Genomic DNA, 23023 nt, shown 5'->3' with positions numbered 1-23023 from the left:
GGCTGATGGGACAGCAGTTCGTCGGCGCGGGCTGGGCGTTCCCGCCGCGCACCGACGCCACCGGGAGCATCGCCCTGGTGCGCGGGGAACGGGAGATCGAGGAATCGATTCGGCTCGTGCTCGCCACCTCCCCGGGGGAGCGCCCCATGCGGCCGGAGTTCGGCTGCGCCATCCACGACTACGTGTTCGCCCCGGCCGACGCCGGCACCGCGGGCCAGGTCGCCTACGAGATCCGGCTCGCCCTGGACCGCTGGGAGCCGCGGATCGAGGTCGTGGGCATCGACGTCCGGTTCGACGCGGTGGAGGACGGCGTGCTGTACATCGACATCAGCTACACCGTGCGCGGCACGAACGACCCCCGCAACCTCGTGTTCCCGTTCTATGTGATCCCCGCGCACGAGGAAGGAACGGGCCCGTGACGCTGCCCAGCCCCCATCTCGACGACCGGAAGTTCCAGAGCCTGGTCGACGAGGCCAAGCGATTCGTCCAGCAGCGTTGCCCCGAGTGGAGCGACCACAACGTCTCCGATCCGGGCGTGACCCTGATCGAGGCGTTCGCGACGATGGTCGACCAGCTCCTCTACCGCCTCAACCGGGTGCCGGAGAAGAACTACCTGGCCTTCCTCGATCTGATCGGCGTGCGGCTGCATCCGCCCACCGCCGCCCGCACGGACGTCGCGTTCTGGCTCTCCGCGCCGCAGCCCGAGACCGTCCGGGTCAGGGCCGGCACCGAGGTCGCGACCGTGCGCACCGAGACCGAGGAGGCGGTGGTCTTCACCACCGTCCGCGAGCTGCCGATCGTGCCGTGCGGGCTGGCCAGGCTGGCGACCGTCCCGGCCGGCGGCGGGGCCGCCGACCGCACCCAGGAACTCGCCCTCGGCCGCGCCGTGCCCTGCTTCGACGACGACGAACCCGTCCCCGGCGACGCCCTCTACGTCGGCCTGAGCAACCCCGTCCCGGCCGGGGTCGTCGTGCTGCGGCTGGACTGCCGGGTCGACGGCGTCGGCGTCGACCCGCGGCGCCCGCCGCTGCGCTGGGAGGCGTGGGACGGCACGGCCTGGGCGCGCTGCGACGTCGAGGAGGACACCACCGGCGGCTTCAACCGCCCCGGCCAGGTGGTGCTGCACCTGCCGGGCAGCCACGCGGAGTCCACGATCGCCCGCCAGACCGCGGGGTGGGTGCGCTGCCGGCTGATCTCCGCCGAGCCGGACCAGCCCACCTATCTGCAGTCGCCGACCATCCGCGAGGCCGAGGCCTTCACCATCGGCGCGACCGTGGAGGCCGTGCACGCCGAGACGGTGACGGACGAGGTCCTGGGGCTGTCCGAGGGCGTGCCCGGCCAGTCCTTCCACGTCTCGCGGCCCCCCGTCGTCCCGGGCGACGAGCCGTTCGTCGTGGAGGTCGCGGACGGCTCGGACTGGTCGCAGTGGCACCGCGTCGACGACTTCGCCCACTCGGGACCCGGCGACCGGCACCTGACGCTGGACCCGAACTCCGGCCGGGTCGACTTCGGTCCGGCCGTGCGCGAGCCGGACGGGACGATCCGCTACTACGGCGCCGTCCCGGCAAAGGGCGCCCCGGTGCGGATCCGCGCCTACCGGACCGGAGGCGGCAGCGCGGGCAACGTCGCCACCGGGACGCTGCGGGTGCTGCGCACCTCGCTGCCGTTCGTGGCGCGGGCCGAGAACCGGCGGGCCGCCGTCGGCGGGGTCGACGGGGAGAGCGTGGAGAGCGCCAAGGTCCGCGGCCCCATGACGCTGAGCACCCTGTACCGGGCTGTCGTCCCGCGCGACTACGAGGTGCTGGCGCGGGAGGTCGCCCCGGACGCGGCGCGGGTCGCCTGCGTACCCGCGGGGGAGGGCGAGGAGGGCGGCGTACGGCTGCTGCTGGTGCCGGCCGTGCGCAGCGACGAACAGGGGCGGCTGCGCTTCGACGACCTGGTGCCGCCCCGGGAGACCCTGCGGGGCCTCGCCGACTACCTGGACGAGCGCCGGACCATCGGCACCCGGCTGGTGGTCGAGCCGCCCTACTACCAGGGCGTCACCGTCGTGGCGTCCGTCCTGGCGGCCCGCGGCGCCGCCGCCGACCTGGTCCGCACCGCCGCGCTGACCGCCCTGTACGGGTACTTCAACCCGATCACCGGAGGACCGAGCGGACAGGGCTGGCCGTTCGGACGGCCGATCCACGCCGGAGAGGTGTACGCCGTCCTCCAACGGGTGCCGGGCGTCGACCTCGTCGAGGACGTCAGGCTCTTCCCGGCCGACCCGCTGACCGGGCAGCGCGCCGACCCGGTCACCAAGATCGTGCTCGACCCGCACGCCCTCGTCTTTTCCTACGAGCACCAACTCCGAATGCGGGAGGCCTGAATGCGCGGAACAGTCGAGGGACTGCCCACGCCGCACCCACTCATCTACCAGCTCCCCGCCGTGTACCTGGGCGAGGACTTCATCCAGCGGTTCCTGGCCGCGCTGGACGACGTCCTGGCGCCGGTGCTGCTGACCATCGACAACCTCCCCGCCCACCTCGACCCGCGCACCGCCCCGGACGACTTCCTGGCGTGGATGGGCGGATGGGTGGCCACGGGCCCCGCCGACGGCCGGCCGGACGGACAGCGCCGGGCCGCGGTCCTCGGGGCGGTGGAACGGCACCGCCGACGGGGTACGGGAGGCGGACTCGCCGAAGCCGTACGGGTGGAGTTCGGCGCGGAGGCGGAGATCGAGGAGACGGGCGGCACGTCGTGGTCCGAGACGGCGGGCAGTGCGCTGCCCGGGCCGCCCGGCGCCCCGCCCCGGGTCACCGTACGGGTGCGGGTGGCCGACCCGGACGCGGCGGGCGCGGAGCGGCTGCGCCGGCTGGTCGCCGGTGAGGTGCCCGCGCACGTCGGGTTCGACACGGAACTGCTGCCCCTCGCGGACGCGTCATGAGCGGCGGCGACGGGCTGGTCTGCCCGGACTGCGGCCACCACAACGCGCCGGGCACGGCGTTCTGCGCGTCCTGCAACGCCTTCCTGGACTGGGAGCAGAGCGCCGCAGGCGCCGGCGCAGGCGCCGCGAACGGCGGCCAGAGCACGGGAACGGCGCCCCACGCGGCCGTCGCGGAGCCCGCCGTCGCCGGCCCGCCGGCGGCGCCGGCGGCACCGGCGCCGGCGGCACCCGCTCCCGCTGCGCCGGCTCCGGTCGCGCCCGGACCCGTGACACCGGACCCGTCCGCACCCGGGCCGTCCGTCCAGGGGGCCCCGGCCGCCGGTCCCGCGCCGGAGCCGACGGCCACCCGGACCGCTCCCCTCCCGCCCCGGCCGCAGACTTCGCCGTCCGTTCCGCCGCAGCCCCGGACACCGCCGGCCGGTGCCCCGCCGACGCCGGCCGCGCCGACGCCGGCCGTCCCCGCCGTCGCCGCCGCGCCGACCGGCCCGGTCCGGCCCCGGACTCCGGCGGAACCCGGGAGCTCCGGCACCGTGCGGCGGCCCGGCGAGCGGGCGCCCGACCCGGACGACCTGCCCGCGCCGCCCGCCGAGGGCGCCACCGCGACCGTGCCCCGCTCCCGGACGCCGGTCCATGACCTGATCTGTCAGGCGTGCGCCCACGCCAACCCCCGTACCCGCACCCTGTGTCTGCGCTGCGGGGCCGTTCTCTCCGCGCCCGTGGTGACGGAGGAGCGGCTCTCGTGGTGGGCGCGACTGCTGCGCCGGCTCCGCCGCCGAAAGACGCGTCGGCTCGCGGCCGGGCAGCGCCCACCGGTGCGGGCATGGCGCCGGCCGAGCCTCGCGATCCCGCTCACGCTGGTCCTGCTGCTCGTCGGCGGCTATTTCGTCCGGCCCCACCTGGGCAGCCTCATCGACGACCTCCGCAACCAGACCGCCAAACCCACCCCCGTCAACCCGAAGTTCGCCGACGCCTCCAGCAACCGCAAGGACCATGGGCCGAACCTGGCCTTCGACGGGGCGAACAACACCTACTGGGCGCCGGCGCCGGCCGGCGCGGGCGCGGGTGAGGATCTGGAGGCACGGTTCGAACAGCCCGTCACACTCCAGAAAGTCATCATCCACATCGGCGTCTCGATCAACAAGGACGAGTTCCTCAAGCAGGCCAGGCCGTCCGTCCTCGACGTCGAACTGGTCGAAGCGGACGGCACCGTCGAGAAGAAGCAGCTCAAGCTGGAGGACAAGCCGGGGCCGCAGACGCTGGACCTGAGGGGGACGAACGTCAGCACGGTGCGGTTCATCATCCGGTCCAGTTTCGGAGTCGAGGGGGGGACGCGGCACTCGGCCATCCTGGAGGTCGAGTTCTTCGGCCGGCGATGACGACGGCCCGCGACGCCCGGCGCCGCGGCGGCCCTGCCCGCCGGCGGCGGCCGGCCGACGACGGGCTCCGGAGCAGGCGGCCCGGCGGCCGCGCGCTCCGGCGCCCGCCGCTACACCGGATGGGAGAGCCCGCCGGACGGCGGGATCCCCAGGGAGGCCAGCATCGCCGAGTAGCCGCTGCGGGCCCGCGCGCTGTCGGCCGCGAGCCCCGCGGCGTCGCAGGCCCGGATCAGCACCCGCCAGGCCGCGTCGCGGTGCCCGTCGACCTCCAGGCAGCGTTCGGCCGCCTCCACCGCCTCCACGGGCCGACCCTGGGAGAGCCGGATCTCGGCCAGCGCCACGGCCGCGTTCGCCGCCTCCCGGCGCAGCCGTTCCCGGTCGGCGGCCACCCACTCGGCCTGCCCGTCCTCGGGCAGCAGCTCACCCGCGTAGTGGTCCAGCGCGATGCGGAACGCGTCCGCCGCCTCCTCCGGCCGCTTCTGCGCCCGGGCGCGCCGGCCGTCGCGCACCGCCCGCTCGAACGACGCGACATCGCTCACATCACCGGGCGCCAGCACCAGCCGATAGGAATCGCCCTGCCGCGCGATGAGCCGCGAACCGCCCCGGGGACGCTCCGGTTCCAGGAAGGAACGCAGACTCGACACCGTCACCTGGAGGTTGTGCAGCGTGGACGGCGTCGTCACCCCGTCCCAGAACGCGACCAGCAGATGGTCACGGTGGACCGCCTGCCCGGCGCGCACCGCGAGGAGCCGCAGCACCGCCTGTGCCCTGGGGCGCAGCTTCGCCCAGTCGTGCTCGCGCCCGGCCAGGGTGAACTCGAAACCGCCGAGGCAACGCACCGTCAGGTCCGGTGCCGACCGGGCTCCGACGCCCCGTCCGGACGCGGAGGCGGCCTGGAGTCCGCCGGCCTTGGGACGGCCCGTCGCCGCCCCGCCGTCCCCGACCGGGCCGACGGGGGCCGCCAGCGCGGTGAGCCAGGAGCGCAGCCCGGACACCGGCAGCCCCGCGGACCGGGCCGTCGACCAGGCGGCGTCCTGCAACTCGGACCGGCTCGCCGCGTCGGGCGCCGCCAGCGCCATCGCGCCCATGGCCAGCGCACGTGCCCCCGGTACCCCCGCCGACCGGGCGAACGCCTCTGCCTGGGCCGCGCGCTGCCCCGCGTCCGGCAGGTCGTTCGCGACCTCCACGACGGCGAGAGCGGCCCGGCCCCAGGCCTCCAACGTGCCCCAGCCCAGCGCCCGGAACCGTCGCACGACCTCCTCCAGCTCGCCGATGCCGGGGCGCCCCGTCCGCACCGAGCGCAGACACCCGGCCAGGGCGGCGAGCGCCGCGCCCTCGGCGTCGCCGAGCCGGGTGCACTCGTCCAGCACGACGACCGGCTGCCCGGCGTCCTCGGGGTGCGGTCCCAGGCCCAGCAGGCACCGGGCGGCCCGGCTCAGCCACGGCAGGTCCAGCCGTTCGGCGTCGTAGGCGATCCGCTGGAGCTCGGGGTACGGGACCGGACTGGCCGGGCCCCCGGACAGCACGGTCAGCGCCACCCGGACCAGCTGCCCGGACAGCGCGATCAAGGCGTCGTCCGTCGCCTCCGCCAAGGCCCGGCGCACGGTGGTCCCGGCCGTCCGGTCGCCGGTCAGGGCCGCGGCGATGCCCTGGACGAGAAGGGCCGCGGAATTGCCGGAACCGCCCTCGGTGACCTGCCCGAAGGAGCGGTCGAGGTAGGTGTCCGGGGCGCCCGCGACGACGATGCGCAGCGGGTCGGGCCAGTCCACGGACCGGGGACGGCGGCGCACCGCCGAAGGCGGCGGGTCCTGATGCTCGTCCGCGGCGGTGCGGGCCGCGGCCCGGCCGCGCAGCCGCGCCAGTTCGACGTCGGTCAGCATGCCGGTGAGCCGTGCGCGCAGACACTCGCGGAGCAGGGGTTCGGCGAGATAGGTCCGTCCGTCCGGGTCGGCGCGCAGGACCCCGTGCTCATGGGCCAGGGACCACAGCAGCTCGGCGCTGTCGGCCCGGCCGGTCAGCGCCTGGCAGGCGTCGGCGGTGAGCCGGCTCAGCAGGGAGGTCTCCGTCAGGAACCGGCCCAGCCGCTCGGGGAGCGGGGCGAGCACCTCCCGTTCCAGGTATTCGCGGCCGAACATCCCGTCGGCCAGAATCTGCTCCTGTCCCGTGTCGGGGCGGGCCGCCACGGCCCTGGCGAACAGCCTCAGCGTCGCGGCCCGGCCGCCGGTGGCCCGGACCAGGGGCAGCGCGATTCCGGGGCGCAGCGCCGTGTCGTACAGATGCGGGAACAGGTGCTCGACCTCCCAGGAACGGAATCGCAACGCGTCGGCGTTCACCACCGTCGCGCCGGACGCCTCCAGCGCGGCCGTCGACATGCCGGCGGCGGGGCGGGTCCCGATCAGCACCCGCGGGTGTGGCGGGGCCAGCTGGCCGAGCCGGACCACGAGCGTCCGCACGGCTGCCGAGAGCAGGTGCATGTCATCGATGACGACGAGCCGCCCCATGGCGCCGCCGTCCCTGACATCGCGGCGCCGCGCTGTCTGCGGGGCCACGCCGGGCGGCCCCGCAGCGCCCGCCAGTACGTCTGCCGGGTATCCGAGCGTGGCCAGCAACTCCCGCTGGTCGGCGTCGGGCCGGGCCTGGTACCACGTCACCGGGCCCGCATGCGCCCTGGCCGCCTGTGCCAGCAGCGCGGTCTTGCCGAAGCCGGGCGGCGCGACCACCAAGCCAGCCGAGCAGTGGGCGAACTGCTCGGTCAGGCGGCCCCGGGACATGGCCTCAGAGGCCGGTATCCGGAATGCGGTCCAGTGCTGAGCCGGTAAAAGACTCGTCATACGCCTCATCTCCGTGGTTCCCGGACGCTCTGGCAGATGTGCCCCATTTCAACTGTTTCTTCTTTTGTGCTGTTTTTTGGTACCGAAAAGCCTTGCACGTTATGGGGCGTGGGACTTGAGTGGCCGTGGTGTGTCATTTTCGTGCTTTTCCCTCATCGGGAGCGCCCGGAAACGGCCAATGCCAAAGAGAGTGTCGTTTCGGCCGGAGGGACGGTCCGATCGACACCCGGGAGACGGGTGCCCCGAGACGTCCGAGGGGGAGTCAGGGGTCGGCGCGGGGCTGTTCGTCCAGGGTCCGCTCCAGGTAGTCGAGGTCCTGGCGCAGCAGCGTGAGGGCGGCCCGGGGGCCGGGTGTGCCGGGGGTCCTCAGACTGGTCTGCCGCACCATGGCCACCGCCAGTTCGGCGATCTGGTCCGCGGTGTCCTGCGGGTTCTGGCCGTGTTCGCCGCCCGGATGGTGCCACCAGGCCACCCAGTTGCACATCCCGGCCACCGCGAGTGCGGCCCGCCGCGCCTCGACCGGACGGAACTGTCCCTTGAGGACGCCTTCGTCGATCACCCGGACCAGATGGCGCAAGGTGCTGCGCTGGGCGGCCCGTTGGGCCTCGGCCACCGTCGGCGGAAGGTCCGCCTCCGAGCGCAGCAGCAGCTGGAAGCGGCTCGGCTGGGTCGCCCGTTGCAGGGTGATCAGGTGGGCGATGCGGCGCAGCCGGTCCGCAGGGTCGGCGGCGGTGTCCACCGCGAGGGCCTCGATCTCCGCCGCCGGCCCTTCGGCCGTCTCCTCGACGAGCCTGGCGAGCAGCTCGTCCTTGCTCTTCACGTAGTAGTAGAGGGCCGGGCGGGTGATGCCCATCGCCTCGGCGATGTCCCCCAGGTGGGTGCCGGCGAAGCCGCGCTCGGCGAACAGCCGGGACGCCTGCTCGAACATCTCGTTCTCGACGAGCTCGCGCCGGGCCGAGGGCCGACCGGCCGAAGTCCCCTTCGCCCGGCTGCCGGGCGGGGAATCGGCTGCCGCCTTTCGCGCGCTTTTCGTCATGAAGACGATCGTAGCCACGCAGGACATCCTGGAACGACACAGAATCTTTGCGGGTGTTGAATGTTCGACGTGGAAGTAATGCGGGGGCGGCCGGGGATCACCCCGCGTCGGCGGAGTCGGCGGTCCGGCCGTCGTGCACGGCCGGGCCCGTCAGGGGGTGCCGGTGAGGTTGCCCAGCACCTCGTACATCTGCCGGGAGGTCAGCGGGCCGGTGGGGAGCGGGCGGGCGGCTTCGGTGCGCAGGCCGTCGAGCATGAAGGCGACACTGCGGCGCCAGGCGTCGGGGGCGGTGTCCTTGGCCGCGCGGGCCAGCAGCGCGTTGGTGCCGAAGATGAACAGCAGGTCCTCGCGGGTGAAGTCGGGGCGCAGCGCCCCGGCTCGCTGAGCGCGCTTGATGATGCACGAGGTCGAGGCGTAGGAGCGTTCGCAGACGGTCATCAGGCGTTCGGCGCCCGGGTAGCGGCCGGCGACCACGTCACCGATCGCGCAGTCGGTGGCCTGCAACGCGCAGAGCGTCTCGATGTAGTACGCGAATCCGGCCCAGGCGTCGTCGTGCGCCAGGGCCTGTGCGGCGGCCTCGTCGAGACGGGCCGCCGCCAGGTCGGTGACGACCTCGTCGATGAGCGCCTCGCGGGTGCCGAAGAGGTTGTAGAGCGTCCCGTGGCTCACGCCGGCCCGGCGGGCGATCTCCTTGAGGGGCGCCTGGAGGCCGCGCTCGCGGAAGAGTTCGGCGGCCGCTGTGCGCAGCTTCTCCGCGTTGCGTTGCGCGTCGGCCCGCATTCGGCGTTCCTCCTCGTCGCGTGGGTGCGGGGTCCATGGTCGCATCCCTGCGAGAGGGAAACTTGACCTTGGGGTCAAGTTCCATGTTATCTTCGGGCGCGAACTTGGCCCGGGGGTCAAGATGTTTCCGGTGCCGGTCGCCCGCAGTGCGGCTGCCGAGCCCGTCGAGGCCCGGACGGGCGCCGCTCGCCTCGCCTCTCCCGACGATTGGACCGCCTGATGCCAGACCCCCTTCTCCAGCCTCTCCGTGACGGCACGGCGAACCGGCCCGTCGAGACCCTGCCCGGCGGACCGGCCGACGCGGCCGAAGGCCGTCCGGCCGCGGAAGCGGTCGACTCTCCCCTCGTGAACCTCGGTTCGGCCGACGCGGCCGTCTGCACGGACGGGGTGTGCGCCCTGTGAGCACACCGCCCAACACATCGCCCAACACATCGGCCGACACCTCGCCCGACACCTCGCCCCACACGCTGCGCATCGACATCTGGTCCGACGTCGTCTGCCCGTGGTGCTACATCGGCAAGCGGCGCCTGGAGACGGCGCTCACCCGCTTCGAGCACGGCGCGGACGTCGAGCTGCGCTGGCACAGCTTCCAGCTCGACCCCGCCCACCCCAAGGGCGACCGCCGGCCCGTGTCCGAGACGCTGGCGCAGAAGCTCGGAGCCCCGCCCGCCCAGGTAGCGGCGATGGCCCGGCAGATCACCGAAGTCGCCGTCGCCGAGGGGCTGACGTTCGACCTGGATCGGGCCGTCTCGGCCAACACGATCGACGCCCACCGCCTCGGCCACCTGGCCGCTGCCCACGGACTGGGCGACCAGATGCACGAGCGGCTCCTGCGCGCCCATCTGTGCGAGGGCGCGATCGTCGAAGACCCCGACACGCTCGTGCGGCTCGGCGCCGAGGTCGGCGTCCCCGAGGACGAGACCCGGCGGATGCTGGCCGGCGACGCGTACGCGGACGCCGTGCAGGCCGACATCCGCGAGGCGCGCGCATTCGGCGTGACGGGCGTGCCGTTCTTCGTCATCGACCGGGCCTACGGTCTCTCCGGCGCGCAGCCCGCCGACACCTTCCTCTCCGCCCTGCGCACCGCCTACGCGGAGGCCGCCCGGACGACCCGCTGAGCCGAACCGGCCGGGAAGCGACCCCGAGGGGGTCGGCCTGCGGCGGGGTTCCCGGCCCGCACCCGTATCCGTACTGTCAGGTTGGGCGTGATCATGCCAAAATGGTGCGCCCGGGCACCGTGTGAGCACTGGTGCGGGGATCGAGCCCGAACAGGCACCCGGAGGTGGCAGTTTGGCACGTCGCCCCAGTCGGGACGATCCGCGTCAGGCCGGCCGGGACGCACCCCACGGCGAGTCGCAGCCCCGGCGGACGCCGTCGTACGCCCCCCGTCCCGCCCCCGACTTCGTAGGGCGGGAGGCCGAACTCCACGCCGTGTGCGAGGCGTTGGGAAACGGGCCGGCGCTCGTCGTGCTGGAGGGCGAGGCCGGCATCGGCAAGACACGGCTCGTGCGCGAGGCCGTCGCCCGGGCGGTCGGGCGCGAGGCGGTCATCGCCACCTGCCCGCCGCTGCCCGAACCGTTCACCCTGGGCGCGGTCGTCGACGGCATCCGCCGCCGCCTCCCCGCTCCGCCCGACGGCCTCCAACTGAGCCCGCTCGCCGGGGCGTTACGGCCGCTGTTCCCCGACTGGGCCGACCGGCTGCCGCCGCCGCTGGACGCGCTCGACGATCCCCACGAGACCAGACACCGGATCCTCAGCGCGCTCACCGAACTGCTGGGCCGCCTCGACATCGGCGTGCTGGTCGTGGAGGACGCCCACTGGGCCGACACCGCAACCCTGGAGTGGCTGCTCACCCTCACCGCCGCCGGACGCACCGGCCTGTCGATCGTGGTCTCCTTCCGCCCCGACGAGGTGCCGAACGGCTCGCTCCTGACCCGGCTGACCTCCCGGGTGCCCTCCGACGTCACGCTCGTACGGCTGACCCTGGGGCCGCTGGACCTGGCGGACACCCACGAGCTGGTCGCGTCCATGTTCGACACCTCGACGGTGTCCGCCGAGTTCGTGTCCTTCCTGCACCGGCACACCGACGGCGTCCCGCTCGCCGTCGAGGAGTGCGTCCTGCTGCTGCGCGACCGCAGGGACATCGTCCACCGCGACGGCGCCTGGATCCGCCGGGTGCTGACCGAGTTACAGGTCCCCGCGACCCTGCGGGACTCGGTGCTGGAACGGGTGCAACGGCTCGACGCCCCGGCGCGCAGAGTGCTCGAGGCCGCCGCCGTGCTGGACGCGCCGTCCGAGGAGGCGCTGCTGAGCGCGGTCGCCGACCTGGAGCCCGAGACCGGCCGGGGCGGGCTCGCGGCAGCGCTCGGGGCGGGGCTGCTGCGCGAGCAGACACCCGGCGCGTACGCCTACCGGCACGCCCTGGACTGTCTGGCCGTGCGCGGGGCGATCCCCGCACCGGACCGGCGCCGGCTGCACGGCCGGGCGGTGGCGAGCCTGCGCGGGCGGCGGCCCGAGCCCGTCGCCCGGCTCTCCTGGCACTGCCGCGAGGCGGGCGACGTCGCGGGATGGTGCCGGTACGGAGAGGCCGGCGCCGACGTGGCACTGGAGTCCGGCGACGACCGAGCCGCCGTCGTCACCCTGCTGGGGCTGCTCGGCGCGGCGGACCTCGCGACGGCCGACCGGTCGCGCCTCGCCCGCAAGATGGGCGGCGCGGCCGTCTTCGGCGCACGGGACGTCAGCGATCTCGCCCGGGCCGTCCTGGACGCCGTACGAAAGGTCCTGGAGTGCGCGGACCTGCCGCGGCAGGAGCGCGGTGAGATCAAGCTGCTGCTCGGCCGGCTGCTACGGGACGCCGGTCAGGAGTCCGCGGCCTTCGAAGAGATCGAGGACGGCGTCGCCCACCTGGGGGACCGGCCCGACCTGGCCGCGACAGCGATGTCCGTCCTGGCCATGCCGCTGGTGCCGGAATGGCCGGCGGCACGGCACCGCAGGTGGCTCGCGCGGGCGACGGAACTGCTGCCGAGGATCGAGTCGCCGTCCGACCGGCTCCGGGTGACCACGAACCGTGCCTCCGCCCTTCTCCTCCTCGGCGAGGAGGAGGGCTGGCGGGCGGCCGACGAGATCCAGCGAGCCGCGGCCGACGCGCCCCCGGCCGAGCGCAGACTGCTCGCCCGGTTCCTGTTCAACGCCGGCGAGATGGCGGTCGTCTGGGGCGACTATGCCGGCGCCCGGTCCCGGCTGACCGCGGCGGCGGAACTCGTGGAGTCCATCGGGTACCGGCGGATGCTGAGCGTCGTCCGGGTCCCGTTCGCGCATCTGGACTGGTGCACCGGAGCGTGGACGGGCCTGGACGAGACCGTCGCCGCCCTGGCCGCCGACCGGGACGTCAACACCTACGGTTCGCGGCTGGCCCGGCAGCTCCAGGCGGTGCTGGCACTCGTCGGGGGCGGCGGCGCGGCGGCCCGGCGAGGGCTGCGGAAGGTCGTCGACGAACTCGCTGAGAGCGGCCTATGCGAGCCGGAGGCCGGACTCTCGGCGGCGGCACTCGCCCGATCGCACCTGGCCGACGGCGACTGGGCCGCCGCCCTCGAAGTCACCGGCCGCGTCCTGGAGTTGATCGAACGCAAGGACGTCTGGCTCTGGGCCACCGACATCCTCCCGGCCCACCTCGACGCCCTGGCCGGAGCCGGCCGGACCGACCGCGCCGACGAACTGCTGCGACGGTACGCCGCCGGGACTGACGGCCGGAACGCGCCCGCGGCCGCAGCCGCGCTGGCGTTCGGCCGCGCGATCCTGGCCGAGGCCCGCGGCGAATCGGCCCCGGCCGCCGAGGCGTTCGCGACGGCAGCGTCGGCGTGGGCCGCCCTGCCGCGCCCCTACGACGAGTTGCTGGCCCTCGAACGGCGGGGCCGCTGTCTGCTCCGGCACGGTGCGGCCGGGCCGGCGCTCGCGCAGCTCACCGCCGTGCAGGAGCGGCTGTGGACGCTGGGCGCGCGCACGGACGCGGACCGCGTCGCCCAACTCCTGCGCGAGCAAGGGGTGGAGGTGTCCCGCGCCTGGCGCAGGGGGCCGCGCGGTTACGGTCCACGGCTCTCGCCACGGGAGCGGCAGGTCGTGGCGCTGGTCGCGCAGGGGATGACCAACAGGGAGGCGGCGCAGGCGTTGTTCGTCTCCCCGAAGACCGTGGCCACCCAACTCAGCGCCGCCATGCGCAAGTTGGGGGTGTCGTCGCGGGCGGCCGTGGTCCGGGCCGCCGTCGAGACCGGCGTACTGCCCCTGGAATCCGAGGAGTCGGCGCCCCACGGCTAATTTTTCGGTCACCTGACTGATCGCCGCGCGGCCGGTCGCGTACGAGGCTGGTGTGCCATGCGAGTCGACCCGCAGGAGCCACCGCACGCCGAGGAACAGAGCGAGCAGCACGCAGGGCACGCACTGGGCGACCCCGGGCCGCCTTGCGCCCAGGAGCCCTCCGACGAGGAGGAACCCCTCCCTGAGAGCTGCGACGACGGTCGGTTCGAACCCCTCTGAGCCTCCGTCCCCCACCTTCGGCACTCGGAAAGGAACATCTTGATACCCCCCACCCCCCATCCCCGCCCCGGCCGGCGCCCCAGATCCCGCCGCCCGGCCTTCGCCCTCACCGCCTCCGTCCTGGCCGCCACCCTGACCGCCGCGGTCCTCGCCGCCGCACCCCCCGCCGGCGCCTCGGACACCGTGCCGGAGACGACCGACGGACAGAAGTCGGTCACCTTGATCACCGGCGACGTCGTCGAGGTCACCGAACTCGGCGGCGGCCGGCGCTCGGTGGAGGTGGAGGCCGGCGAGGGCCGTTCGGACATCGTCTTCTACCAGCGGGAGGACGCGGGCGAGTTCAGCGTCATCCCGTCGGACGCGGTGGGCCTGGTGGCCGGTGGCACCCTGGACGCCCGGCTGTTCGACATCACCGCCCTCACCCGGGTCGGGTACGACAATGCCGGACTCGACGCGCTGCCGCTGATCGTCGAGCACACCGGGGACCGTACTCCCTCGGCGCTCGCGCAGGCCGACGGCGCGGACGTCGGAAAGACGCTGCGGAGCATCGGAGCGACCGCGGTCGCGGAACGGCACGACGAGGCGGGCGAGTTCTGGGCGGACATCGTCCGCGAGTCGGGAACCGCCCAAGCGGCGAAGCTGGAGTCCGGGCTGTCCAAGGTCTGGCTCGACGCGCCAGTCGAGACCCGCGACGACGTCGGCAACGCCCAGATCGGCGTCCCGGCGGCCCGCGCGGCCGGATATACCGGCGAGGGCGTCAAGGTCGCCGTCCTGGACACCGGCTGGGCCCACGCCCACCCCGATCTTCAGGGCCGGGTGACAGCGGAACGGAACCTGATCAACGGCACCGACAACGCCGAGGACGACAACGGCCACGGCACCCATGTGGCCGGCATCGTCGCCGGGAGCGGAGCCGCTTCGGGAGGCCGGTACGAAGGGGTGGCGCCCGGCGCCGACCTCCTGATCGGCAAGGTCATGGACGCCGGCGGCTCGGGCTTCAGCTCCGACATCATCGAGGGCATGGAGTGGGCGGTGGCGCAGGGCGCCGACGTCGTCAACATGAGCCTTGGTTCCCGGCTGCCGAGCAACGGCACGGACCCGTTGTCCCAGGCGGTGAACACCCTGTCGGCGCAAGGGGATTCGCTGTTCGTGGTCGCCGCGGGCAACTCCGGCCCCGGTACCACCACCATCGGGGCGCCGGCCGCCGCCGACGCCGCTCTCACCGTCGGCGCGGTGGACTCCACGGGCGCGCTCGCGTCGTTCTCCAGCCGCGGTCCGCGCCTCGGGGACGGTGCCGTCAAGCCGGACGTCACCGCCCCCGGCGTGGCCGTGATCTCGGCCCGTGCCAAGGGCACCTCGATCGGCGACATCGACCCCGCGGGCCCGCAGGGCCCCGTCGACGACAACTACACGGCGCTGTCGGGCACTTCGATGGCGACACCGGCGGCGGCGGGCGCCGTGGCCCTGCTCGCCCAGGCGCACCCGGACTGGAGCGCCGAGCGCCTCAAGGACGGGATCAAGTCCGCGGCGAGTCCGCAGCCGGACCAGAGCGTCCACGTCCAGGGCAGCGGTCTCATCGACGTGGCCAGGGCGACCAGCAGGACGGTGACCGCGTCTCCGTCCGGCCTGAACGCGGGGCTGTTCACCTGGCCGCACACCGCGGCCCCGGCCACGACGAAGACGGTCACCTACCGCAACGACGCCGACACCCCGGTCACCCTGACGATCACCCCGTCGGCGGCGGCCGGAACGACTCCCCCCACGGACACCCTGCGCCTGTCCGCCGGCGAGGTCACCGTCCCGGCGGGCGGCGAGTCCACCGTCGACGTGACGATCGACCCGGCCACCGGCATCCCGGCGACCGGAGCCTCGTACGCCTGGCGGCTGGTGGCGGCGAGCGCCGACGGCTCCACCCGCGTCCAGACCACGGTCACGGCCAAGTTCGAGGAGGAGACCTACGACCTCGACCTCACCGCCCTCGACCTCAACGGCAGCACACCGCTGACGCCCTACACGTCCGTGATCGCCGTCGACCCCCTCGACCGGACCAGCGCCTCGTCCTTCGGGCGGATCAACACGGTCACGCCCGGGGCCCACCTCAGGCTGCCCAAGGGCAGGTACGGTCTCACCGCCCTCACCAACACCGTGGACCCGGTGACGAGGCGGTCCACCGACCTCACCCTGGAGAGCCGGCCGGCGATCACGCTCGACCGGAACACCACGATCGAGTTCGACGCCCGCAAGAGCAAGCCGGTGGACATCGGCGTGCCGGACGACACGGCCGCGCCCTGGTTCCGGGAGTACGACGCCCAGCACACCTCCGTCGACTCCACCGGCCACCGGGAACTGTCGAGCCTCGGCGTCATGGCCCCGTACTACTCGACGACCCGCCTGTCCGCCGTACCGACCCCGGCCGCGGACCGGGACAGTTCCTACCGCTTCGTCTACCGCTCCATCATGGCGGCCCCGGCGGAGGTCGACGCGCTGATCGCGGGTCCGGTCTACGCACTGGTGGAGGAGACGAAGCGCGGCGTCCCCAGCCGCCTCGCCTACGACATCCCGCTCCACCGGCTGGCCAAGGTGAACGCCTCGTACGGCAAACGTGCCGGTCAGCTCGCCGGAGCGGCCCGGGTCATCCTCGGCTACACGGGCGGCCAGACCCATCTCTTCTCGGTGACGCGCAACGTGCCGATCCCCGCCGAGCGGGTGGAGTACTACAGCGCGGACCCGGATGTCACCTGGACCGGGTTCATGGGGGAGTACATGACCCCGGACGGCTCCTCCTACCACGCGCTCGGACGACAGCAGTCCAACCCGCGGACCTACCGGCCGGGCAGCGTCACGAAGGAGACATGGAACTACCCGGTGGTCGGTCCGGCGCTGGCCGCGAACGGGCAGTTCCTGAGCCGTACGGGGAACCGGATCGCCCCGGCGCTCGCGCTGTGGGGGGACTCCGACCCGAGCCACTACAACTACAACAACCGCGCGTTCAGCCGGGCCGAGGCAACCCTCTACCGGGACGGGACCGAGGTCGGCAAGCTGGACAGCCCCTGGGAGGACGAGGAGAACTTCGACAACTTCGACAACTTCTGGACCGTGCCCGCCGAAGCGGCCGACTACCGGCTCGACGTCACCGGGACCCGCAGCACCAGCTGGCACGGCCAGCGCTCCCAGCGCATCGAGGCCAGCTGGACGTTCCGGTCGGCGGGCGCCGACGCGACCGCCCCGCTGGCACTGACCGTGCTGCGCTTCCAGCCGCCGACCGACCAGAACGGCATCGCCCCGGCGGACACGGAGTTCACGATCCCCTTCGTGGTGCAGCAGCAGGGGCCGCGCCGCCACCGGGGCCTCGACACGGTGAAGGTCGAGGTGTCGTACGACGACGGCGCGACCTGGACGACCGTCCCCACGCGGGTCAAGGGCACCGCAGGGCGGGCCGTGCTGACCCACCCCGCGGCCTCCGCCACGAGCGGCTGGGCGTCCCTGCGCGCCGCCGGTACGGACCACTCGGGCAACACCTTCAGCGAGACGATCACCCGGGCGTACCGCATCGGCTGACCCACCGACGGCCCCGGGGTGTCACGGTCGCAAGGGTCAGGAAGCCTTGAGAGCGGCTTCCTTGCCCTTGTCGGCCGCTTCCACGAGCGCCTTGGCCTTGGACGCGTCGGCCAGCGGGATCAGCTCGGCCATCGCCGGGTTGGAGCGCGCCAGCGTGAGCTCGGGGACGATGAAGTCGACCTTCAGGCCCAGCATCTCGGTGAGTACCGCCTCCAGGTAGTTCTGCGCGTACTCGAAGGACTCGCGGGGAGTGCCGGGGGCGTAGGAACCGCCGCGGCTCGCCACGATGTACACCGGGGTGCCCTTGACCGCGGAGTCCTCGACGCGCGTGGTGCGGCCCCCGAGTATCACGTGGTCGATCCAGGCCTTCAGCGTGGACGGAATCGTGAAGTTGTACATCGGGGCGCCGATGAGCACGGTGTCCGCGCTCTCCAGCTCCTCGATCAGCTTGAGCTGCTCGGCGAAGGCGGCCGCCTGCTCCGGCGTGTGGTCGGCGGGGGCGCTGAAGCCCGCGGAGGCGGTGAGCGCGTTCAGGTGGGGCACCGGATCGGCATTGAGGTCCCGGTAGATCACCGTGCCTTCGGGGTGCTGCGCCTCCCATGCCTGACGGAAGGCGGCGGTGACCGCGCGGGAGGCGGAGTTCTGCTCCGGCCACAGGGCGGTGTCCAGGTGCAGCAGCGTTGCCATGAGGGGTCTCCAAAGAAGCGTAGGCGACAGGGACGCCAGGAACGGCGAGCTGTCATTTCATCTGCTCCTATTGATAACACAGGGGCTTACTTTTTCTCACCTGCGACCTGTCTCGCAGTAGACTTCAGGTATGACGGAACCGGTCACACACCCCTGCAAGACGGTCGACGGCACGATCACGCGCGTCTTCGCGCTGCTCGGAAAGCGTTGGACCGGCCTGGTCGTGGCCGTCCTGATGGAGCGCCCGCTCTACTTCGCCGACCTGCACCGCGCCATCCCGGGCATCAGCGAGCGCATGCTCTCGGACCGGCTGACCGAGCTGGGCGCGGCAGGGCTGGTCGTGCGCGAGGTGGACGAGGGGCCGCCGCTGCGCGTCTCGTACCGCCTGACGGAAGCCGGCAGGGCGCTGGAACCGGCTCTCAAACAACTGGCCGCCTGGGCGGAGAAGCACCTCCCGGCGGCGGACCGCTGCGCGGCTACGACGGCCGGCTGAGCAACCGCCGCACCAGGTCCACCCAGGTGGCCTGGAGGCGTTCGACGGGGACCCCGCATCCGGAGTGCAGGTAGTCCGTCGTCTCGAAGTTCGCGAAGGCGAGCAGGGCGTGGGCGAGCATGTCGTGGTCCCCGTCGACTCCGGTCTCCCGCAGGAGAGTGGAGACATGCCGGTGGAACGCGCGGCCGGGGTCGGAGGCGTGGCGGCGGTTGTGCGGCACCTGGCGGCCCAGCGCGGCGCCCAGGTCCGCGTCTGCGGCGATGCGCCCGATCAGCGCACAGCCGAACGCCTCCAGCCGGTCCCGCGCGGGTGCTCCCGGGCCCAACGGCGGGGGACCCTCGGTGCAGGCCGCCCGGAACTCGGCCTCCGCCGCACCGAGGAGGGCGAGCAGCAGCCCGTCGCGGTCGCCGAACCGGCGGAACAGCGTGCCCTTCCCCACGCCGGCCGCCTCGGCGACCTCGTGCATCGTCACGTGCGCGGCGCCACGCTCGGCGACCAGCGCGGAGGCTGCCTCCAGCAGCCGGGCACGGTTGCGGGCGGCGTCGGCCCGTTCGTCGACCGTGCCGTCCGACGGATCCATCAGAGTGTTCCTGCCGTTTCATGGCTCGGCGTGGCGGTCGGCGTCACGGAGTGAGCTGCTGGTGCCCTATGACCGAGAGGAGCTCCAGCTTGCTGTGGCTCTCCGTGCCGGGGCGGGTGGTCAGCACCACGAGGGTCTGGGCCCGGTTGTCGGTGAAGAGGACCTGGCCGTCGACGTCGATACGGCCGAGCTCGGGGTGGACGATGGTCTTCCTCTCGTCATAGCGCTGGGCGACCTCCTGGAGCGCCCACGCACGGACGAACTCGGGGCTGTGCTCCCGGAGTTCGGCGAGGATGAGGGCGGCTCTGCGGGTGTCGCTGCCGGCCGACAGCGCGACGCGCAGACGGGCTGCCTGGGTGCGACTGTGATGATCGTGGTCTTCCTCGGGGTAGACCAGGCGTTCGGCCGGGTCCATGAACCAGCGGTAGTAGGCGCTGCGGGCCAGGCCGGTGTGCCGGGTCTGGTCACCCAGCAGGGCGACGGCCAGCGGGTTCATCGCGAGGGTGTCGGCCATGTCGGTCAGCACGAGGGCCGGCGAGTCGTCCAGGCGGTCCAGGACCCGCATCAGGGTCGGGCTGACGTGCTCGGAGCGCTGGAGGCGGGTCGGGGCGCTGTGGCCGATGAGGACGAAGAGGTGGTCGCGTTCGTCCTCGGTCAGCCGCAGCGCCCGGGCGAGGGCCGTCGTGATCTGGAGGGAGGGCTGCGGGGCACGCTGCTGTTCGAGGCGGGCGTAGTAGTCGGTGGACATGCCGGCGAGCTGTGCGACCTCCTCGCGGCGCAGCCCCTGGGTGCGCCTGCGCGGGCCCTCGACCAGCCCGACGTCGCGGGGGCGCAACGTCTCGCGCCGATGGCGCAGGAATGCCGCCAGTTCCTTCTTGTCCATGCCCCCATTCTCGCCGCGTCCCACCCGGCTATCCAGAGACCGCCGATCCCTGGATGAGCGGGTTCAGACGCCGCTGAGCATCGCGAGGACCTGGTCGTAGGCGCCGTTCGCCTCCGCCTCGCGGACGAACCTGGCGCGCTCGACGACGAGTTCCCTGGCGTCGGGCCGGTCGCGCAGCATTCCGAGGGTTTCGTCGAGGAATTCGTCCAGCGGCATGGAATTCGGGTCGTCCTGCTGGCCGAGCAGGGTCGTGCGCACGCCGGGCGGAGCCACCTCGATGACCTGGACGCCGGCGTCGGCCCGCGCGAGCTGGACGCGCAGGCTCTCGGAGAAGGAGTGCAGGGCGGCCTTGGTCGCGTTGTAGGTGGGGGTGCTCGGCAGCGGGACGAACGCCAGCGCGGAGGTGATGTTCATGACGGCCGCGCCGTCCTTGCCGATGAGCAGGGGGAGGACTGCGTACGTCACGCGGATCGTGCCGAGCAGGTTGACCGTGACGTGGTCCTCGGCGATCGGCAGCTCGGCCGGGTCGAGCAGGTTCTCCCGCAGCATGATGCCGGCGTTGTTGACCAGCACGTTCAGCTCGGGGTAGCTCGCCGCCACGGTCGCACGGCCGCGGGCGATCGAGCCGGGGTCGGTGACGTCGAGGACGAGCGCGTCGATGCCCGGGTGCTCGGCCGTGATCTCGTCGAGGAGCTCTTTGCGCCGGCCGGCGACGATCACCTTGTTGCCGGCCTCGTGCAGGCGCACGGCGAGTCCGCGGCCGATGCCCGAGGTGCCGCCGGTGATCAGGATCGTGTTGCCGGTCATCTTCATGGGGTCTGTCTCCTTCGTTCCCGCGCTACGGCGGGCCGGTGAGCGCCCGCAGTCCCGACCGTAGGAGCGCCTGCGCGGGGGCGGGAGAGGAAGGTTTGTCCATGGATCGGCGGTCCCTGTGTCGGGGCCTTTATGTATTTCCGCAAACGTAATGCCGACGTTTCTTCGGCGCGGAGGGCGCGGGCCGTCGGGTGCAGGGATCGGGACCTAAGCGGATATGACGCCGTGAATTGGGCCGATTTTAGACCTCGAAGAAAATTAAATGGCTCCTCTTGTGCTTGTCGTGCGAACTAAACGATGGTGATGCGCGACGCGGCATTCAGGCCACGGCCGGATCCCGGACATGGGATGCCGAACCTGGGATGCCGGAACATGCGGTGCCGGACAACGGAGGTGCGACGGTGAGTGACGTGATGCGGTCGGTGGTCGTCGGGGCGGGCATGATCGGCGCCGTGCACGCCGCCGCGATCCGCGCCGCGGGCGGCGAGCTCGCCGGGGTGGTCGCCTCCACCCCGGAGCGTGGCGCGCGGACCGCCGAGGAGTGGCGGGTCCCCGGCCGCTACCCGGACCTGGACGCCGTGCTCGACGACGACTCCGTCTCCGTCGTGCACGTGTGCACCCCCAACGCCCTGCATGTGCGGCAGGCGGAGGCCGCTCTGGCCGCGGGCAAGCACGTCGTCTGCGAGAAGCCGCTGGCCACGTCGGCCGCCGAGGCCGAACGACTCACGCGGCTGGCCGAGGAGTCCGGACTCGTGCTCGCCGTTCCCTTCGTCTACCGCTACCACCCGCTGGTCCGCGAGATCCGGGACCGCCGACTGCGCGGCGAGTTCGGCGCCTGGCAACTGCTGCACGGCAGTTACCTCCAGGACTGGATGCTTGCCGAGGACGCCATGTCCTGGCGGGTCGACCCGGCCCACGGCGGACCCTCGCGGGCGTTCGCGGACATCGGCTCGCACTGGTGCGACCTCGTCGAGTGGGTCGCCGGCGTCCGCTTCACCGAAGTGACCGCACGGCTGGGCACCACCGTCCCCACCCGCCCCACCGGCACCGGCCCCAGCTTCACGGCCACCACCGGCGGCCCGCGGGCCGAGGTGCGCACCGAGGACGTGGCGACCGTGCTGCTGCGCACCGGCGACGGCGTCCTCGCCAGCCTGACGGTGTCCCAGATGTCGGCCGGCCGCAAGAACCGGCTGTGGTTCGAGCTCGACGGCGCGGCCGCCAGCGCCGTCTTCGACCAGGAGAACCCGGAGACCGCCTGGCTCGGCGCACCGGACGGGGCGCGCGTGCTGGTCCGCGATCCCAACCACGGCTCGGCCGAACAGCGCCGTCTCTCCCGGCTGCCCGCCGGCCACGCCCAGGGGTACGCCGACTGCTTCACGTCCTTCGTCGCCGACACCTACGCGGCCGTCCGCGGCGCGGTGCCCGAAGGACTGCCGACCGGTGCCGACGGTGTCCGCTCGGCCCGGATCGTCGAGGCCGTGCTCAGCTCCTCCGCGTCGCTCGCCTGGACCGACGTCGCCGCCGAAGCCGTCCCCGTAGCGCTCTGAGACCACCGCACGAAACCCGCAGCCCTGGAGACCACCCCATGAAACTCGGCATGCTCACCGCGTGTCTGCCCGGACTCCCGCTCGCCGACATCGCCGCCTGGGCGGGCGACGCCGGATACCAGGCACTGGAGATCGCCGCCTGGCCGGAGACCGGCGGTCGCGACTTCGAAGCCGCCCACCTCCCCGTGGCCGGCTTCGACAGCCGTGCGGCGGACGGGACGCGCGCCCTGCTGGCACGCCACGGCCTCGACGCCTCGGCCCTCGCCTACTACGAGAACAACCTGCACCCCGACCCCGTCCGGCGCGCGGAGATCCACGCCCACCTCAAGGCGGTCGTCGACGCGGCGGCGCTGCTGCGAGTCCCGTACGTGGGCACCTTCGTCGGCCGGGACTGGACCCGGCCGGTGGCGGCCAACCTGGAGGAGGCCGAGAAGGTCTTCCCCGAACTCGTCGAGTACGCGGGGGAGCGGGACGTACGTCTCATCATCGAGAACTGCGTGATGGAGGGCTGGCACCCCGACGGCTACCCGGGCAACCTCGCCTACTCGCCCGAGCTGTGGGAGTGGATGTTCTCGCTCGGGCTGTACCTCAACTGGGACCCGTCGCATCTGACCTGGATCGGCATCGACCCGGTCGCGACCATCGCGCCGTACGCCGACCGCATCGTGCACGCCCAGGCCAAGGATCTGCAGATCCTGCCCGGCAGGGTCGACCGCTACGGCTTCTTCGGCAAGGCGGCGGGCCGCGAGGACCCGTGGGACACCGGCTGGTGGCGCTACCGCGTCCCGGGCCGCGGCCAGGTCGACTGGAACGCGGTCGTCGACGCCCTCTACGAGAACGGCTTCACCGGAACCCTCTCCGTCGAGCACGAGGACCCGGTGTGGAGCGGCGACGAGGCGCGGATCAAGACCGGCCTGGAGATAGCCCACCGGACGCTGCGGCCGTTGATCGTCGCCTGACGCCTCATCAACTTCCCGTGGAACGCG

18 protein-coding genes are annotated in these 23023 nt (G+C 73.2%); 11 read left to right on the top strand and 7 right to left on the bottom strand.

All coding sequences use genetic code 11. The annotated features are described in order from the left end of the window. The first annotated feature begins 5 nt into the window (after window positions 1–5). The 4 genes from ACWCPF_RS21635 to ACWCPF_RS21620 are packed head-to-tail and all read left to right on the top strand — an operon-like array spanning window position 6 to window position 4299. A complete protein-coding gene (locus ACWCPF_RS21635; RefSeq protein WP_103553588.1) occupies window positions 6–419 on the top strand; it encodes a GPW/gp25 family protein in 414 nt (137 codons plus the stop codon). Beyond that, complete coding sequence (locus ACWCPF_RS21630) at window positions 416–2365, top strand: putative baseplate assembly protein (protein WP_451046685.1); 1950 nt, start codon at window positions 416–418, stop codon at window positions 2363–2365. The genes ACWCPF_RS21635 and ACWCPF_RS21630 overlap by 4 nt, the downstream gene beginning before the upstream one ends. Next, the gene (locus ACWCPF_RS21625; protein WP_451046684.1) at window positions 2366–2923 is read left to right on the top strand and encodes a phage tail protein; all 558 of its coding nucleotides are present in this window, start codon (window positions 2366–2368) and stop codon (window positions 2921–2923) included. Further along, a complete protein-coding gene (locus ACWCPF_RS21620; protein WP_451046683.1) occupies window positions 2920–4299 on the top strand; it encodes an NADase-type glycan-binding domain-containing protein in 1380 nt (459 codons plus the stop codon). The genes ACWCPF_RS21625 and ACWCPF_RS21620 overlap by 4 nt, the downstream gene beginning before the upstream one ends. Window positions 4300–4409: 110 nt before the next feature. Here ACWCPF_RS21620 and ACWCPF_RS21615 read toward each other — a convergent pair whose 3' ends face one another. From ACWCPF_RS21615 to ACWCPF_RS21605, 3 genes are all read right to left on the bottom strand, one after another. Beyond that, window positions 4410–7070 (bottom strand): BTAD domain-containing putative transcriptional regulator, encoded by a 2661-nt coding sequence (locus ACWCPF_RS21615; protein ID WP_451046682.1) that lies wholly within the window; start codon window positions 7068–7070, stop codon window positions 4410–4412. Window positions 7071–7392: 322 nt separating this feature from the next. Continuing rightward, entirely contained in the window at window positions 7393–8166 is a 774-nt protein-coding gene (locus tag ACWCPF_RS21610; protein ID WP_451046681.1) for a TetR/AcrR family transcriptional regulator, read from the bottom strand. Between the two features lie 150 nt (window positions 8167–8316). Next, complete coding sequence (locus ACWCPF_RS21605; protein ID WP_451046680.1) at window positions 8317–8946, bottom strand: TetR/AcrR family transcriptional regulator; 630 nt, start codon at window positions 8944–8946, stop codon at window positions 8317–8319. Between the two features lie 219 nt (window positions 8947–9165). Here ACWCPF_RS21605 and ACWCPF_RS21600 point away from each other — a divergent pair, with 219 nt between their 5' ends. From ACWCPF_RS21600 to ACWCPF_RS21585, 4 genes are all read left to right on the top strand, one after another. Further along, window positions 9166–9348 (top strand): hypothetical protein, encoded by a 183-nt coding sequence (locus ACWCPF_RS21600; RefSeq protein WP_451046679.1) that lies wholly within the window; start codon window positions 9166–9168, stop codon window positions 9346–9348. Then, a complete protein-coding gene (locus ACWCPF_RS21595) occupies window positions 9345–10064 on the top strand; it encodes a DsbA family oxidoreductase (RefSeq protein ID WP_451046678.1) in 720 nt (239 codons plus the stop codon). The genes ACWCPF_RS21600 and ACWCPF_RS21595 overlap by 4 nt, the downstream gene beginning before the upstream one ends. 172 nt (window positions 10065–10236) lie before the next feature. Continuing rightward, window positions 10237–13257, top strand: a complete 3021-nt coding sequence (locus ACWCPF_RS21590; RefSeq protein WP_451046677.1) for a helix-turn-helix transcriptional regulator — start codon at window positions 10237–10239, stop codon at window positions 13255–13257. Between the two features lie 258 nt (window positions 13258–13515). After that, complete coding sequence (locus tag ACWCPF_RS21585; RefSeq protein ID WP_451046676.1) at window positions 13516–17034, top strand: S8 family serine peptidase; 3519 nt, start codon at window positions 13516–13518, stop codon at window positions 17032–17034. Window positions 17035–17070: 36 nt separating this feature from the next. Here the strand turns inward: ACWCPF_RS21585 and ACWCPF_RS21580 are convergent, their stop codons facing one another. Beyond that, window positions 17071–17721: an FMN-dependent NADH-azoreductase gene (locus tag ACWCPF_RS21580; protein WP_451046675.1), complete on the bottom strand. Its 651-nt coding sequence runs from the start codon at window positions 17719–17721 to the stop codon at window positions 17071–17073. A 130-nt stretch (window positions 17722–17851) separates the two neighbouring features. Here ACWCPF_RS21580 and ACWCPF_RS21575 point away from each other — a divergent pair, with 130 nt between their 5' ends. Next, window positions 17852–18214: a winged helix-turn-helix transcriptional regulator gene (locus ACWCPF_RS21575; protein WP_451046674.1), complete on the top strand. Its 363-nt coding sequence runs from the start codon at window positions 17852–17854 to the stop codon at window positions 18212–18214. Here the strand turns inward: ACWCPF_RS21575 and ACWCPF_RS21570 are convergent. From ACWCPF_RS21570 to ACWCPF_RS21560, 3 genes are all read right to left on the bottom strand, one after another. After that, on the bottom strand, window positions 18198–18794 hold the full coding sequence (locus tag ACWCPF_RS21570; protein WP_451046673.1) for a TetR/AcrR family transcriptional regulator: 597 nt from the start codon (window positions 18792–18794) through the stop codon (window positions 18198–18200). The genes ACWCPF_RS21575 and ACWCPF_RS21570 overlap by 17 nt on opposite strands. 43 nt (window positions 18795–18837) lie before the next feature. Then, the gene (locus tag ACWCPF_RS21565; protein WP_451046672.1) at window positions 18838–19677 is read right to left on the bottom strand and encodes a helix-turn-helix transcriptional regulator; all 840 of its coding nucleotides are present in this window, start codon (window positions 19675–19677) and stop codon (window positions 18838–18840) included. A gap of 63 nt (window positions 19678–19740) precedes the next feature. Continuing rightward, the gene (locus ACWCPF_RS21560) at window positions 19741–20490 is read right to left on the bottom strand and encodes an SDR family oxidoreductase (protein WP_451046671.1); all 750 of its coding nucleotides are present in this window, start codon (window positions 20488–20490) and stop codon (window positions 19741–19743) included. A gap of 401 nt (window positions 20491–20891) precedes the next feature. On the opposite strand from ACWCPF_RS21560, the gene ACWCPF_RS21555 reads away from it, so the two are divergent. Then, complete coding sequence (locus ACWCPF_RS21555) at window positions 20892–22037, top strand: Gfo/Idh/MocA family protein (RefSeq protein WP_451046670.1); 1146 nt, start codon at window positions 20892–20894, stop codon at window positions 22035–22037. 38 nt (window positions 22038–22075) lie between these two features. After that, the gene (locus ACWCPF_RS21550; RefSeq protein ID WP_451046669.1) at window positions 22076–22996 is read left to right on the top strand and encodes a sugar phosphate isomerase/epimerase family protein; all 921 of its coding nucleotides are present in this window, start codon (window positions 22076–22078) and stop codon (window positions 22994–22996) included. Window positions 22997–23023: the final 27 nt, after the last annotated feature.

Source organism: Streptomyces sp. NPDC001858 (genome assembly GCF_053594615.1).
The sequence above is the reverse complement of the archived record's forward strand: the minus strand, read 5'-3'. Positions and strand labels throughout refer to the sequence as shown.

What these genes read in the sequence shown, in the direction of transcription:
- ACWCPF_RS21560 (WP_451046671.1), bottom strand. Translation starts at nt 20,490, where the DNA reads ATGAAGATGACCGGCAACACGATCCTGATCACCGGCGGCACCTCGGGC.
- ACWCPF_RS21610 (WP_451046681.1), bottom strand. Translation starts at nt 8,166, where the DNA reads ATGACGAAAAGCGCGCGAAAGGCGGCAGCCGATTCCCCGCCCGGCAGC.
- ACWCPF_RS21620 (WP_451046683.1), top strand. Translation starts at nt 2,920, where the DNA reads ATGAGCGGCGGCGACGGGCTGGTCTGCCCGGACTGCGGCCACCACAAC.
- ACWCPF_RS21600 (WP_451046679.1), top strand. Translation starts at nt 9,166, where the DNA reads ATGCCAGACCCCCTTCTCCAGCCTCTCCGTGACGGCACGGCGAACCGG.
- ACWCPF_RS21580 (WP_451046675.1), bottom strand. Translation starts at nt 17,721, where the DNA reads ATGGCAACGCTGCTGCACCTGGACACCGCCCTGTGGCCGGAGCAGAAC.
- ACWCPF_RS21615 (WP_451046682.1), bottom strand. Translation starts at nt 7,070, where the DNA reads ATGTCCCGGGGCCGCCTGACCGAGCAGTTCGCCCACTGCTCGGCTGGC.
- ACWCPF_RS21550 (WP_451046669.1), top strand. Translation starts at nt 22,076, where the DNA reads ATGAAACTCGGCATGCTCACCGCGTGTCTGCCCGGACTCCCGCTCGCC.
- ACWCPF_RS21565 (WP_451046672.1), bottom strand. Translation starts at nt 19,677, where the DNA reads ATGGACAAGAAGGAACTGGCGGCATTCCTGCGCCATCGGCGCGAGACG.
- ACWCPF_RS21605 (WP_451046680.1), bottom strand. Translation starts at nt 8,946, where the DNA reads ATGCGGGCCGACGCGCAACGCAACGCGGAGAAGCTGCGCACAGCGGCC.
- ACWCPF_RS21635 (WP_103553588.1), top strand. Translation starts at nt 6, where the DNA reads ATGGGACAGCAGTTCGTCGGCGCGGGCTGGGCGTTCCCGCCGCGCACC.
- ACWCPF_RS21575 (WP_451046674.1), top strand. Translation starts at nt 17,852, where the DNA reads ATGACGGAACCGGTCACACACCCCTGCAAGACGGTCGACGGCACGATC.
- ACWCPF_RS21625 (WP_451046684.1), top strand. Translation starts at nt 2,366, where the DNA reads ATGCGCGGAACAGTCGAGGGACTGCCCACGCCGCACCCACTCATCTAC.
- ACWCPF_RS21570 (WP_451046673.1), bottom strand. Translation starts at nt 18,794, where the DNA reads ATGGATCCGTCGGACGGCACGGTCGACGAACGGGCCGACGCCGCCCGC.